Below are 13,996 nucleotides of genomic sequence, written 5' to 3' on the forward strand. Positions count from 1 at the left end.
TGTGTTTGAGCTTTATAGAGCAAGTTATAAACGCAGTAGATATGATGGAAAAATAGAGGGTAGCAAACATTTGGTGAGTTATTTCCCAAAAGGTGTACAAAATTAAAGTGGAAGGATTATTTAAAGGTGATACCCGTTGTTGAGATACCATGAATCGGGTTCGTCTTTCTGATTTTATTAGTACAAAATGCGAATAAGGAATCAAACATGTTCGATTACAACAGCTACCCTACTGTAAACATCTCATATACCACTGAAAACAGCATGAACATGACACTGTCACACCGTAGGAATCAACAAGAAAAGCAACTACCTGATTCACCGCCACCAGCAAAAACTTATGCTGAACTTAATGAGCAATCACACATCTTTTGATTAGTTACGTTGAAGTATTAGAGATGTTTCAAATCACAAGTCGAGCAACGATTTATAAGTGGCGACAAACACGCGGCTTCCCTGAGCCAATTACATTGATGCCCTTACGTTGGTTACGTTCTGCAGTTGAAGAATGGAAAGATAATACCAGTCGGTTTGGAAAACGGTTTTAGAAGCAAAGCGATCTTGGTAAGAGATCGCTTGGTTTGTTTGTGCCAATTAATCATCAAACAGAAATAAGTTTAACCAATCAAGCATTCGTAACATATTAATTCACGTCTTAAAAAGCTAGGTTATGAAAGAGGTGCGCAAGTAGCAAATTAGGACTCGATAATGCTATTAGTGATTAACTCCAATTAAGTTCGAGTGTGCAGCCTATTATGCGAATTTCGCCAATTATGTATTACCGTTGATGCATTTTCTTTGGTGATGGCAATATGTTTTTGTAAATGCTCAACACTGACTTTTATAGGATCATCAATTTCACAAAAGGTACTTACTACGTCTGTGAGGTTATTAAACTGGATAGGTTGAATACTGTACAAGCCATGAGCTCTATACCAGCCTCTTTCTGCGGCAAAACATCGTGCTATAGAGGCATAGAAGAACTTGGAATAGCTTACCAAAAATAATGGATTTAGCATTTGTTGAAAAATTGATGCCTCAACAGGTTTAGCGCACTTTTCTAGAATATTTTGCATATTATTCAGATAAATAGGCAAGTCAATGTTCCGATAGGCTTTCATGGGGGTTGTATACAATTGGTGGTCAACCTGTACAATACTGCCGGCTTCCATTAACTCATCTAAATAATAAGAGGCATGACCCAAGCTTTTGCTTTTTAATAAATTAGCAACTTCTGGTTTTGTAAAAGGTCTCTCACTCTTATTCATTGCTTCAATAATCACATCTTTTTGTGTAATGTTTTTAAAGCCTTTCTTACGTCCAACTGAATCTGCTTGTGATCGCCCATCGAAATAAAAACCATAATCTTCGCCAAAGTGCTTAACAAAATGACGAATCTCATAATAATTAAATCGCTTTAGATAATCTGATGATTGGTAACACTCATTGAGATGAAAAACATCTCTTGTGTTGTTTGCAGTGTAGGCTGAGAGTTCTGAAAACATCTTATCTAAACTAATAACATCAGAGTTGATAAAGCGAGTATGTTTATATAAACCTTTCCCAGCAAGGTATATATAGTCCTTATTGTTAAAGGCTTCATGATCTAATCTATCCTCGTAAATATCAGATTTAGAAAAACCGTTTTTATTAGCTAACTTAGCAATATCAGACCAAGGTAACCCTTTAGGTTGATTAACTAGCACGCAAGCCGAAGCTTGTGATTTACTAAGTAACTTTGGCCATAAGTACTCACCCTCTACAACCAGTTGCCCTTGCTTCTGAAGATTAAAAATAGCGTTTCGGCTGCTTTTTATACTACTCAAACCAGACTCTTCAATTACGGTTATCGCATCTTGAATATGTAATGGCGCACCGTTTTCAGCAAAATAAGAATTTAAAATCGCTTTATCAACTTCTGGATAAATATATTCAAATAGTTTTTCTTTCTGAAGGACTATTTCCATAAATTCGTAGAAAGCCCTTTCAGATGAAAAACAATTAAACAAATCAGGAACTTGATCTTTCAATTGAGGTTCCATGTGAGGTTCTAACAAATACCAAAGAGACTTGGGGTTAACTCTTAGATTCGATATGAACTGATTATTAATCTTTGCTTCTCTTTGTCGAATTCGCTCTCTTGTTAGCTCATACCGAATTCCTACCTCTTCTAAAGTTTCCTTATCTTCTACAAAGCCCCAACGACTTTGAGCAATATCTACTTCATCATCGCTTAATTTATCTAAGAAATGATCAATATCATCCAGCAATACCTGCTCAATTTGTTGCAATGGCATAGTGTCAATAGCATATGGAACAATGATTTTTGATTGTAGTTCCATATAATCAACTTCACCTTGTTCTATTGCTCGGATTTCAGCCACGATAATATTCTTAAATTCAATCAATTGGTCAACGGCACCTCGACCAAAGCTAGGCAAAGCTAAAAGCTCATCTCGTTCGAATTTCAAAACGTCATCTATCTTCGGTGTCATAGCTGACAGCTTGAAATGTCGAATATATTTTTCTAGTGGTTTTACAAAATGTTGTTCAACACCATACATACTTATCGAATAGTTAGAAGTATCAATCCCTAATAGGTCAAACTCTTCTTTATTCATTTCGTCTAATTCTGGGAAGTCTCCATTTTGATCGTTTACTAGTTTCTTAAGTTCTTTTAGTGTCTCCACATAAGAAATACCAATACCATTTAAGTTTATTACTTCATTTTCGGTAAGATCTACTACATCTTGAAGAGTATTACCTACTTTGAACTGAGTGTTATTCAAACTTATGTTTCTCAATCGTTTAAATAGCTTTATAAATCGAGCAGGCAGTTGAACTAAGTCTAAAGGTGTTGCTAGATTTGGAACGATCAAAATATCTTCAGACAAGGGTAACTGAAATTCATCATTTGAATTTTTACTTTGATGCAGAGCTACATCATTTTTTTCTAAGTCTACTGAATTATAGCTAACATAAATTTGACGAAGAAAATCAGCAAAGTACACATTATTATGAAGCGTACTAAAAGTTGTAGGGGATAAACTTTCGACTATGTCCCACAAGGTTTCGTAGTTATATTCTTGAAGGTCACTTGATCGGGACAAATCGCGAACGAGTTTGCGTAGTGCTACCATCAAGCATTCTTCATTTAATTTAACATCCAAGCACTTCACCTTACTTCACTTCCTTTAGCTTCTTTAAAAAGACTGAGATTGAACGGTATTTTTCTTTGATTTTTCGCTGTTCTGAATCTGTTATCAATTTTAAGTCTGAACGCGATTTGATCATATCTTTGTACTGCACGATAAGCTCACATTCAATTTTGGTTACAACTTCAATGTTTTCATTTTCTTCCTTCAAATTTTCTAGAGTGGGGTGTTCTAGTTCCAATAAAGGTAGAAAATTCTTAATTTCGCGTTCTGTAAATTCAAAGAGTTGGAAATACATAAAGTTATAAGCAATTGCTCGAAAGCTTGGTAACACTTTTTGTTGTGTAGAAAATTCAGCTACAAATTTCTTTACCCTTTCGACCATTGATTGACAATCAATGTCTTGATCAAATGCTGCCAACAAAAAGCTGTAATATGAGCCGAAATGGGTTGCTATCTGATCAAGGCTTACATCCGGTAAGCAACTTTCAAATTCTTCAATTACGGGAATTTTACCTGTTTCTTCTTTCAACAACCTAATTCTGTCAATTAATATTTCACGGCTATTGAGCTGCATCTTCATATGTTCGAGTAAAGTCAGAACTTTTGCTGCCTCTTCACTATATTTAACCTCAAGTGTAGAGTTATGAAGTATACATTTACGCTGTTTAGGCTCTTCGTTATCAACAAGACTTGCTTCATCAAGAGGTGTCCTATCAACAGCTTGTGCTAGTTCTTTAATTTCATTTAAACGTTCTAGCGAACCGACAAAATCCAGTACATGCACATAATCTTTATTTGGTGTCTTACGTAAACCTCTACCCAATTGCTGTAACCAAATCGTTCTAGATCCAGTGTAACGCATAAAAACTAGCAGGTTTGTTTCCGGGATATCGATACCCTCATTAAATAAATCGCAAACTAAAATGTATTTGAAATCACCTTCTCTAAAGTTTCGAATGTTTTCTCTTCGCTCTAGCTCTGACATTTTAGAATGAACTAAGGTAGCACTGCCAAGCTCAAAAAATCCTAGCAAATGTCTCATATGCTGAATATTTCGACAGAATATGATGCCTTTCACATCTTCGATTTCTTTCTCAACAACAGTTCTTTCGATAATTTTTACAACCTCTTCATCCTTTTTATGCAAGAACAGACGTTTGTCTAAATCAGAGACCGAAAGACCACTCTCAAGTTGATCAATTTTATCTTGATCAAGATCATCTAAAAGCACTAGGTATTTAGGGAATGCTAACTTACGATGCTTAAGCGCCCAAACCAAATCGTACTTACCAATATGGCCATCTGTACCACCAAAAAAGCTCAAAACATCTTTTTTATCAGATCGATAAGGTGTCGCAGTTAACCCAATCAAAAGCCTAGGTTCAAAAAGATTTACTACTTCAGCGTATGTATGTGCTGGGGTATGGTGAGCCTCATCAACTATAATAAAGTCAAATGATTTAGAGCTTAATGAAGCTATTTGACCATACAAGGTATCAAACGATGCAAATACAAAGTCAGTATCTTCAGGTTTCGAACCTGAAAAGCAAGCGGAGAAGCTGTAATTTCCCACACCTAATACATTTTTAAATGACGTAACCGACTGCAACAAAATTTCTACTTGATGGGCGAGAAACAATACTTTTGGTCGCTTTTCTGAGTCATTAATTAAACGTTTGACCAAATGAGCAACAGTATAGGTTTTTCCTAAACCGGTAGCCATTTCGATCAATAGCTTAGTTTTACCAGACTCGAAAGAAGAAAGAGCTTCTTCAATTACATCATGTTGATACTTACGAGGCTTAATTTCACGGCCAATTTCTGAGTGTTTTTTTACCCAAAGGTCTTGTAATCCATCACGGTCAATTAACTCGACCCCTAACCGTAGCGCACGAGCTTTTACTTCGGAGGTAAAATAAGAATTCGTCACTAAGATCTTGTTGGAAACGTTCGCAAGCTTCGCACCAGTGATTAACTGATTCAATGCTTTGACATCAACTGTTGTATCTAAATTTCGTTGCTTGACCTCAATTGCGAATTTACGTTTACCTTTATAAGCAAAAATATCAACACCACCATCACCATGGCGATACTCTTTACCTACTTGTGTTACTTCAGCGTCATTCCAGCCAGAAGCCAAGAATAAATCTCGAATAAAAAGCTCAAAATCATTTGGGCTCAACTTATCAATGCTCTTAAAGTTTTTAATCATTTAACCAAAACCGAATTTGTTATACTTTTTCTTTGAATTTGCTTTACATCACCTGAAGTAAAATCTTCTAAGATGCTTCAGCTGCTTTTTTTTCACCAATGTGAATGGGATGATTCATAATGTTAATGACATATTTGACTTTTAAACGAGTTAAACTCAAGTTAGCCACACTTAGAGTTACTAACTTACACCCTATTATATATAGGATGTAGTCATGGTTAATCTCCGGACTGTCTAGTCGATTAGATAATCGCGCATCAAAAAATCATTTAAAATCAAATACATTACCTCTAATGTATTTATTTAGATACATCCATTCCAATGAGTGTCTTCTAGCTCTCGAGTACTCTTTAACCCAAAATCAGAGTAATTAGCATGCTGATCAGATCGAGATTGACAGCCTTTCGTAGTTACTAATATCTCGCTACTATTCGATATCCCTATAAGTAAACCGTGGAGGTTACGGACTTGGATTAGACTTACATTATTTTTGTAATATTTACATTCAATCAAAAAATCTATCGAAAACTATCGTCTTAAGATGGATTCCGTTAGCTTCCACCAATACGAAATGCAACAAAGTCACATACGCTAACTCCCTTAACTTCTCTGCACTAAAAACCCGCCAACACCTAAGTTTCTAGGCATAAATATATCATAAAGTCTACAAAGCAAGGCTTTGTTTTGACCTTGTAATAAAGATGATTGATTATTGATTAATCAGTCGATAATTTTATGTATTAACTCTACGAATTAGTTAATTTTATAGTTTCTGTTTAAATAAGGGAGAAAGTTCGTATTTTATGAGATAACCGAAGAGCATCCATAAATAGAAATGTGGCATTTCCGTGTTAGAGACTATACCCAAAACGGCTAAAATCAGTAGCCAATAAACCTAATTCAAATAACTATCCCGCTTCTACGCATACAACTCATACTCCTCTAATAAATCTTTCAACCAATCATGTTTGCTACACCCCCATTTAGCTCATCGTCAAGCATCTTGTTAGCCACATGTGGCATAATACCGAGTTCTTATTTACTGGTGGATAGTGAAAATCTAAAATCATATGTACGCCAATCTTAAATAGGTAAACAATCTCTAATTCGGTGGATATAACGGTTTGCTGCTGAAATGGTAATAGAGTTATTAATATTTCCACCTGAAAAAAGCACAGCATCGTAAGTTGCGATTATGCGTTCTAATATCGCCCTTGCTTTCGTTAGGGCTAAGTATCTTGTTCGTGTATTGGTTTTAAATACGACTGCCCCACAAAATAGTTTATTTATTTAATGCTTTGTGAGTTAGCTCGGTCGCACTAAAAGCCAACCTAATCCTGCTTGGTTCTTAAACGTTGGTAAACTAGTTCTGACTTCTGATGCTTTATCTACGTGCTACCTTTTTATGTGGTCTAATCCTTTTTTTCAATAATGCACTTACTCTTACAGAAGTTTAAAAATGCTCTTAACTGGTGATTCGTGACTTAGCCCTTTTGGGTTTCGTCCAGATTCTCTCAATTCCACATATCTCAACACCACGGTTAATTTATCCGCCTCTCACCTTGCCTATTTGCCCTTAAATACGGGATACTTAATGTTATGCGTGCTTAGGGTTTTACTCTGAAGCGTTTAACGACTTAAATACAATAAACTGCTGAATTTATAAGCAGTTTTAACAATAAGCCATTGCTTAGATAAAGAGTAATAATAACAACCGTAATGGCTATGGATGATTTATGAACGATAAGAACCAAGCAACACTTTATTGGATTGACTACGAGACGTTTGGCGCAAGCCCTGCCAATGATCGTCCTTGCCAATTTGCGGGTGTCCGTACTGATATGGACATGAACATTATTGGTGAGCCACTCGTTATTTACTGTAAACCACCAGCAGATTACTTACCGTCACCTGAAGCGTGTTTAATCACGGGTATTACACCGCAAGAAGCGATGGAAAAAGGCTTATCAGAGCCTGAGTTTATTGAAGCGATTCATGCTGAACTGTCAAAGCCCAATACATGTGTCATTGGTTACAACAACGTTCGTTTTGATGATGAAGTGACGCGCTATACCTTATACCGTAACTTCTTCGACCCATACGGTTGGGCGTGGCAAAATGGTAACTCGCGTTGGGATTTATTAGATATTATGCGTACTTGTTACGCATTGCGCCCAGAGGGTGTCAACTGGCCACTTGATGATGAAGATCGTCCTAGCTTTAAGCTTGAAAAGCTCTCTATTGCTAATGGCATTGAACACGCTAATGCTCACGATGCAATGGCTGATGTTTACGCAACAATCGAGCTAGCTAAAATCATTAAAACGAATCAACCTAAGTTGTTTGATTACCTGTTTGATTTACGTCATAAACGCAAGCTACAAGAATTAATCGATATTGTTAACTTAACACCGTTAGTTCATATCTCTGGCATGTTTGGTACTGATTGTGGCAATACAAGCTGGATTGTTCCAGTGGCATGGCACCCTGATAATAAGAACGCTGTAATTACAGTGAACCTTGCACTTGATCCTACCCCATTAATTGAGCTTGATGCCGACCAACTGCGTGAGCGTTTATATACTAAGCGTGTTGATTTAGCGCCAGATGAATTACCGGTGCCCGTTAAAGAAGTGCATTTGAATAAGTGCCCTGTTCTTGCTCCAGCTAAAACATTAAAAGCTGAAGATGCCGCGCGTTTAGGGATTGATAGAGAGCAATGTTTAAAGAACCTTGCCTTGATTAAACGGCACCCTGAAATTCGTGAAAAGTTAATCGAAATGTTTAGTGTTAAACGTGAATATGCGGCTAACGATAATGTTGATGCGATGCTCTACGATGGGTTCTTCTCAACAGCGGATCGTTCAACCATGGATATTATCCGTGAAACAGCGCCCGATCAGTTAGCTTCCCTTGAAATCAATGTCGATGACAAGCGTATTAAGCCGCTGTTATTCCGCTATCGTGCCCGTAATTTCCCAATGACCTTAAGTTATGAAGAGCAAATACGTTGGAAGCATCATTGTCAGGATTTCTTTGAGGTGAATATGCCAAAGTATATGGAGAACTTTGAGGCAGTCGCCTACGAGCATGAATCTGACGAAAGTAAGATGAAGGTTTTACACTCACTTTATGATTATATATCTAAATTGGTTTAAGCCTTTTTACTAACACGATAGCGATGAATGAAGCCTATTACGTGACTTTCTTTTTGAATGTCGCGAATAGGCTTCTTTTTTTTAAGATTTTTATGTAGTGATTTATTTGATGATTACGTCATTAACGTTAACAATTAAAGACAACAATAAAACGGCTCACTGATTTGCGTTTATTAATAACGGAATAGCGATCATTGATACCGTGACGCTAGAGATCTATTAAGCGGTAGGTGTGCACTATGACAACACAAACCCTATTGAAATGTTATAGCTACGACAAAATAGATTTTTTTCCTGAAAAGCATCTATTGATATGGAAAGATCATACGCAAACGTTATTAACGCGAGAAGAATCTCGGTTATTAGAAGTGTTATGTCTCTGCGCTGGAGAAGTGATTGGAGCCGATTCACTCTACCGTAAAACGTTTACATCATTAGATGCGTTTGAAGAAACCAGTGATCACAATTATGACTTGAACTTACTACTGGTATCACTCACAGGTAAGTTACAATGTAACGGAGTAATGGCGATACCTATCCATGTTGTGCCTCACTATGGCTTTCGTGTCCCATTACCTTCGAAAACATCACGTCGACTGCCTTTTACTACCCGTCCTTGCCCTCGTGCTACCCCCTCTAAAAAAAAGCCATTGTTATTCAATAAGGCATGGTTTAAGTATGTGGTAATCGATTTTATTTGGCTAAAAGTGACGATTCTTTTGACACTTGCCGCGCTCATTGGTCTATTTTTGTGGAATTAAGCATCAATAAATATCACGCGATCTACATTTTTTAACGAATTATCTAAATAACGCTCTTTTTTGTGTGACAAATAACACGTTTATTTGTATGATAAATAAAATTTTCTAGCATTACTTTTTTTACTATGGATTACATTCGATCTTTTGCCATTGTTATGTTTTGCTTTTTACTTGGTCAAGGCATACAACATCTGACTCATTTGCCGATCCCTGGCAGTATTATTGGCTTGTTTTTACTGTTCTTTAGCCTCGTTACTGGCATATGCAAAACAAAATGGGTCGATAAAACCTGTAATTTACTCATCAAACACATGGCATTGCTATTCGTGCCTGTTGGAGTTGGCTTAATAAACTACCTTGGTTTAATTAAGCACAATGCAACTATCATCTTTGCGAGCACATTAGGCAGCACATTAATTGTATTGCTTGTGATCGGCCTTGCGCTTCATCATAAGGAAAAAGAGTCATGATCTGGTTAGTTGCAACGCTAGTGGTATTTTACAGCATGCGCTATTTAGCAATGAAGATTCGTAATCCACTTTTTAATCCATTGCTCATTTCGCTGATTATTTTAATCGCAGCACTGCATTGGTTACAGGTGCCGTATGAAACCTACTTTGCAGATAACGAAATAATTAACTATTTGTTAGGTCCTGCGGTAGTGGCCTTAGCCTTACCTTTATATCAGCAACTGCCTTTAATTAAGCGTAAGTGGAAAACCATTTTAAGTGCCTGTTTTGTTGGTAGTATCTTGTCGATGACATTTGGTACCTCCATTGCGTTTTTAATGGGTGCTGATGCTCAACTTGCAGCCAGTATTTTACCTAAATCTATTACCACACCACTTGCGATGGCCGCTTCTCAACAAATTGGCGGGATTCCTGCGATTACAGCAGCAATGGTTATTATTGTTGGTCTATTTGGTGCAGTGTTAGGTTATCCAGTGATGAAACTGGTCCGTATTTACCATCCGTTAGCAAAAGGGTTAACGATTGGTACGGTATCTCATGCTTTAGGTACAGCAAAAGCTGTCGAAGAAAATTATCAAGAAGGGGCATTTAGCTCATTAGCGTTAGTGATCTGTGGGATCATGACAACGTTACTCGCTCCCATCATGTTCCCTATTTTAGAACACCTGTTTTTCCACTAAGTTATTCCTATCTCATGTTATGAGCTTAAACACTAATTCTTATTAGTTTTAAGTTCATAATGTTTTGATAACTATTTATTACAGGAAAAATTACATTTACATGTGTGAGTTCGCTCTCGATAATGTATACCATCCTGCACTATCATTATTAATGTGACTCAAATCACACTTGATTGATGACAATTAACTTAGAATGTTTCTCCATCAACAATACGGAGTAACACACCAATGCACGCAAAAGTTATGGATGCATTAGGTCAATTACCTAAAGAGCTTGCATCAGCTTTACGACCAATTATTGAAGATAAAGATTTTGATTCAACAATTAGTCCTGAACAATTTGAACAGTTAGTTTCCCAAACTAATTTATCTGATACTGATCTTCGTCTTGCTCTCCTTCCTGTTGCTGCTGCTTACGCTGTTGTTCCTATTTCTAATTTCTATGTTGGTGCTATTGTTCGTGGTACATCTGGTCGCCTATATTTCGGTGCAAATATGGAATTTGTAGGCGCAAGTATGGCGTGTACGATCCATGCTGAGCAATCTGCAATTAGCCATGCTTGGATCAAAGGTGAAACAGGCATTAAAGACGTAACGATTAACTACAGCCCTTGCGGTCACTGTCGTCAGTTCATGAATGAATTGAATACGGCGCAAGATTTAGTTATTCAACTTCCAGAACGTCAACCTATGACACTGCAACAATACCTGCCTGAATCTTTCGGCCCTGCTGATCTTGGTATTAAAGATGCGCTATTAAGCGACATTAATAATGGTATTACGATTGCTGAGCAATCAGAGCTTGCTGTTGCTGCTTGTGATGCTGCAAACCGCTCTCATGCACCGTACTCTAAGAACTTCAGTGGTGTTGCATTAAAAGCTAAAGATGGTCGTGTTTTTGTGGGTATGTATGCTGAAAATGCGGCATTTAACCCAAGCCTACCACCGCTACAAGTTGCGCTAATCAACATGAATATGTCAGGTTACAAACTATCTGAATTAGTTGAAGCGGCATTAGTAGAAAGTGCAGAAAGCCTAATCAGTCAATTAGCGCGTACTCAAGCACTACTAGAAGCACTAAATCCTGATATTCAAATGACTTATGTTGCTTACTAATCGTTAGTGCTAGCAATATCTGTTGATGTAAGACCGCCATAATAGGCGGTTTTTTATTGCCTATTGCATTCAACACAATCAGTTATATTGGCTATCTAAAAACAAAAGCGTATTATCTCGCTATGCTTTTTTGACGAAACCAATTTTTAATGTCTGATTCACATACCCCAGTTCATAACCCAGTCCAAGGTGCCGGATGGATGCTTTCTGCAGGCCTTGCCTTTGCGATTGTAAATAGCCTTGCACAATTTCTTAGTATTAAGCTCCATGTCTCTTCAACTACTTTTGCGTTAATCCAATACTTTGTTGCACTGGTGGCTATGCTGCCATGGCTGAGAACCATGGGTATTCGCCGTTCACTAAAGACAGAGCAATTCTTCCAGCACTGTTTCCGTGTCTTTCTTGCGGTGATTGGTATCCAACTCTGGCTATGGGCACTTGCCTATCCTGTTCCTATTTGGCAAGGCATTGCACTGCTTATGACTTCACCGTTATTTGCAACTATTGGCTCAGGTGTATTACTGAAAGAGAAAGTTGGCGCTGCACGTTGGTGCGCAACGCTTGCTGGCTTTATTGGTGCAATGATCATTTTAGAGCCGTGGTCTGATTCATTTAGTATTGCGACATTATTACCTGTCGGCGCTGCGGTTTTCTGGGCGGGTTATTCTCTGATGGTGAAAAAGCAATCTACTACAGAATCACCAACCACTGTTGTGATGTATTTACTTATTCTGATCACGCCATTTAACTTGTTACTGGCTCTACCTGATTTTACTATGCCAACAGGCGGCACAACATGGACATTAATCATCGCTGCTGGTCTGTTAACCGCACTGGCACAATGGGCGATTGCTAAAGCCTATGCCGTCGCTGATGCGTCATTTGTTCAACCATTCGACCACGCAAAATTACCACTAAACGTGTTAGGTGGTTGGCTTGTATTTGGTTGGGTACCACCGGGTCGATTATGGTTAGGTGCGGCGATTATTATTGCTTCTGTGGCCTTTATCACCCAGTGGGAAAAGCGAAAATAGCTAGTAATAACCGTACCCCATAAAAGATTCACTAACCGCCTTCTTGGCGGTTTTTTATTATAAGCTCTAAAGCTTTTCTAATATTTACTATTAAAGTCTATTTAAATCCCGACGCAAACGTTTGCTTAAATGAAAAAACAAGGTATTATCACGCCCAACCAACACTATCCAACATAAATAGTAAGGAATAATAATGTTAGGTACAGCTAATGGTTCAAATGCAACACGTGTTTTACTTTTAGGCTCTGGCGAGCTTGGCAAAGAAGTCGCGATTGAATGCCAACGTTTAGGTATTGAAGTGATTGCCGCAGATCGCTACCCCAACGCGCCAGCAATGCAAGTTGCACATCGTAGTCATGTAATTGATATGCTCGATGGCGAGGCGTTAAAACACATTATTGAACTAGAAAAGCCCGACTACGTTGTTCCTGAAATTGAAGCCATTGCCACTGACACGCTTGTAGAATTAGAGCAGCAAGGTGTTAACGTTGTGCCTACCGCTAATGCGACGAAACTGACAATGAACCGAGAAGGTATTCGTTGCCTAGCCGCTGAAACCTTATCGATTCCTACATCACCTTATGAATTTGCCGATCAATTTGATGATTTCTCAGCAGCGGTACATCGCGTTGGTATGCCATGTGTCGTAAAGCCAATTATGAGTTCATCTGGTAAAGGTCAAAGTGTGATTAAAACCGAGGCGGATATTGAATCTGCTTGGCAATACGCACAAGAAGGCGGTCGTGCTGGTGCGGGTCGTGTGATCATTGAAGGCTTTGTTGATTTTGATTACGAAATCACCTTATTAACTGTTCGTGCGGTGGATGGTGTGCATTTCTGTGCACCTATTGGTCATCGTCAAGAAGATGGGGATTACCGTGAGTCATGGCAGCCACAGCAAATGTCTGAAGCAGCATTAAAAGCGGCACAGGATGTGGCAGAAAAAGTAGTGAACGCACTTGGCGGTTTTGGTTTATTTGGTGTTGAGCTATTTATTAAAGGCGATACCGTGTTATTCAGTGAAGTCTCTCCTCGCCCACATGATACGGGTATGGTGACGCTTATTTCACAAGAGTTATCAGAATTTGCGCTTCACGTTCGCGCTTTCCTTGGTTTACCCATTCAACACATCACCCAATATGGCCCATCAGCTTCTGCAGTGATCCTTGCTGAAGGTGTATCATCAAACATCCGTTTCGATAACCTGTTACCTGCACTCTCTCGCCCACAAACACAGATCCGATTATTTGGTAAACCTGAAATTAATGGTCGTCGTCGTTTAGGTGTCGCGCTTACACGTCGAGAAGATATTGTTAGCGCAGTAAATGATGCCGTCAATGCCGCTGGTGATGTTGAAGTCATTTTCGATTAACCACGCTTAACCCAGCATATTACAATTTCTCTATC

The 13,996-nt window shown here is 38.2% G+C and carries 12 protein-coding genes; 9 read left to right on the forward strand and 3 right to left on the reverse strand.

The window, feature by feature from the left end; all coding sequences use genetic code 11:
* The first annotated feature begins 207 nt into the window (after positions 1-207).
* Together C9J41_RS21815 and C9J41_RS21820 are read left to right on the forward strand one after the other, a co-directional pair.
* Positions 208-375 (forward strand): hypothetical protein, encoded by a 168-nt coding sequence (locus tag C9J41_RS21815; RefSeq protein WP_158259518.1) that lies wholly within the window; start codon positions 208-210, stop codon positions 373-375.
* Positions 376-398: 23 nt separating this feature from the next.
* Positions 399-548 carry an AlpA family transcriptional regulator gene (locus C9J41_RS21820; protein WP_158259517.1) on the forward strand — a complete coding sequence of 50 codons (150 nt, stop codon included), beginning with the start codon at positions 399-401 and terminating at the stop codon, positions 546-548.
* Positions 549-731: 183 nt separating this feature from the next.
* On the opposite strand, the gene C9J41_RS21930 is transcribed toward C9J41_RS21820, so the two are convergent.
* The 3 genes from C9J41_RS21930 to C9J41_RS22175 all read right to left on the reverse strand — a co-directional run bounded on the left by C9J41_RS21930 (position 732) and on the right by C9J41_RS22175 (position 5,883).
* Positions 732-3,170, reverse strand: coding sequence for a sigma factor-like helix-turn-helix DNA-binding protein (locus tag C9J41_RS21930; protein WP_199194438.1), 2,439 nt, complete (start codon positions 3,168-3,170; stop codon positions 732-734).
* A 10-nt stretch (positions 3,171-3,180) separates the two neighbouring features.
* Entirely contained in the window at positions 3,181-5,370 is a 2,190-nt protein-coding gene (locus C9J41_RS12155; protein WP_107294634.1) for a DEAD/DEAH box helicase family protein, read from the reverse strand.
* A gap of 303 nt (positions 5,371-5,673) precedes the next feature.
* Entirely contained in the window at positions 5,674-5,883 is a 210-nt protein-coding gene (locus C9J41_RS22175) for a hypothetical protein (protein WP_369917501.1), read from the reverse strand.
* A 1,223-nt stretch (positions 5,884-7,106) separates the two neighbouring features.
* Between C9J41_RS22175 and sbcB the strand changes: the two genes are divergently transcribed.
* The 7 genes from sbcB to purT all read left to right on the forward strand — a co-directional run bounded on the left by sbcB (position 7,107) and on the right by purT (position 13,961).
* Positions 7,107-8,528 carry an exodeoxyribonuclease I gene (sbcB, locus tag C9J41_RS12160; protein ID WP_107294635.1) on the forward strand — a complete coding sequence of 474 codons (1,422 nt, stop codon included), beginning with the start codon at positions 7,107-7,109 and terminating at the stop codon, positions 8,526-8,528.
* Positions 8,529-8,767: 239 nt separating this feature from the next.
* Positions 8,768-9,289, forward strand: coding sequence for a hypothetical protein (locus C9J41_RS12165; RefSeq protein WP_107208277.1), 522 nt, complete (start codon positions 8,768-8,770; stop codon positions 9,287-9,289).
* Between the two features lie 125 nt (positions 9,290-9,414).
* The gene (locus tag C9J41_RS12170) at positions 9,415-9,759 is read left to right on the forward strand and encodes a CidA/LrgA family protein (RefSeq protein ID WP_107294636.1); all 345 of its coding nucleotides are present in this window, start codon (positions 9,415-9,417) and stop codon (positions 9,757-9,759) included.
* On the forward strand, positions 9,756-10,439 hold the full coding sequence (locus C9J41_RS12175) for a CidB/LrgB family autolysis modulator (protein WP_107247647.1): 684 nt from the start codon (positions 9,756-9,758) through the stop codon (positions 10,437-10,439). Before C9J41_RS12170 ends, C9J41_RS12175 begins: the two co-directional genes overlap by 4 nt.
* A gap of 228 nt (positions 10,440-10,667) precedes the next feature.
* On the forward strand, positions 10,668-11,555 hold the full coding sequence (cdd, locus tag C9J41_RS12180; protein WP_005367973.1) for a cytidine deaminase: 888 nt from the start codon (positions 10,668-10,670) through the stop codon (positions 11,553-11,555).
* Positions 11,556-11,704: 149 nt separating this feature from the next.
* Complete coding sequence (locus tag C9J41_RS12185; protein ID WP_107247649.1) at positions 11,705-12,589, forward strand: DMT family transporter; 885 nt, start codon at positions 11,705-11,707, stop codon at positions 12,587-12,589.
* Between the two features lie 193 nt (positions 12,590-12,782).
* Positions 12,783-13,961 carry a formate-dependent phosphoribosylglycinamide formyltransferase gene (gene purT, locus C9J41_RS12190; protein WP_107247650.1) on the forward strand — a complete coding sequence of 393 codons (1,179 nt, stop codon included), beginning with the start codon at positions 12,783-12,785 and terminating at the stop codon, positions 13,959-13,961.
* Positions 13,962-13,996 lie beyond the last annotated feature (35 nt).

It is taken from the genome of Photobacterium sp. GB-50, from assembly GCF_003026755.1.
Classification (GTDB): domain Bacteria; phylum Pseudomonadota; class Gammaproteobacteria; order Enterobacterales; family Vibrionaceae; genus Photobacterium.

Excerpts from the sequence above, each read along its gene's own strand:
- purT (WP_107247650.1), top strand. The coding sequence starts at position 12,783 with ATGTTAGGTACAGCTAATGGTTCAAATGCAACACGTGTTTTACTTTTA.
- sbcB (WP_107294635.1), top strand. The coding sequence starts at position 7,107 with ATGAACGATAAGAACCAAGCAACACTTTATTGGATTGACTACGAGACG.
- C9J41_RS21820 (WP_158259517.1), top strand. The coding sequence starts at position 399 with ATGTTTCAAATCACAAGTCGAGCAACGATTTATAAGTGGCGACAAACA.
- C9J41_RS12185 (WP_107247649.1), top strand. The coding sequence starts at position 11,705 with ATGTCTGATTCACATACCCCAGTTCATAACCCAGTCCAAGGTGCCGGA.
- C9J41_RS12170 (WP_107294636.1), top strand. The coding sequence starts at position 9,415 with ATGGATTACATTCGATCTTTTGCCATTGTTATGTTTTGCTTTTTACTT.
- cdd (WP_005367973.1), top strand. The coding sequence starts at position 10,668 with ATGCACGCAAAAGTTATGGATGCATTAGGTCAATTACCTAAAGAGCTT.
- C9J41_RS21815 (WP_158259518.1), top strand. The coding sequence starts at position 208 with ATGTTCGATTACAACAGCTACCCTACTGTAAACATCTCATATACCACT.
- C9J41_RS12175 (WP_107247647.1), top strand. The coding sequence starts at position 9,756 with ATGATCTGGTTAGTTGCAACGCTAGTGGTATTTTACAGCATGCGCTAT.
- C9J41_RS12155 (WP_107294634.1), bottom strand. The coding sequence starts at position 5,370 with ATGATTAAAAACTTTAAGAGCATTGATAAGTTGAGCCCAAATGATTTT.
- C9J41_RS12165 (WP_107208277.1), top strand. The coding sequence starts at position 8,768 with ATGACAACACAAACCCTATTGAAATGTTATAGCTACGACAAAATAGAT.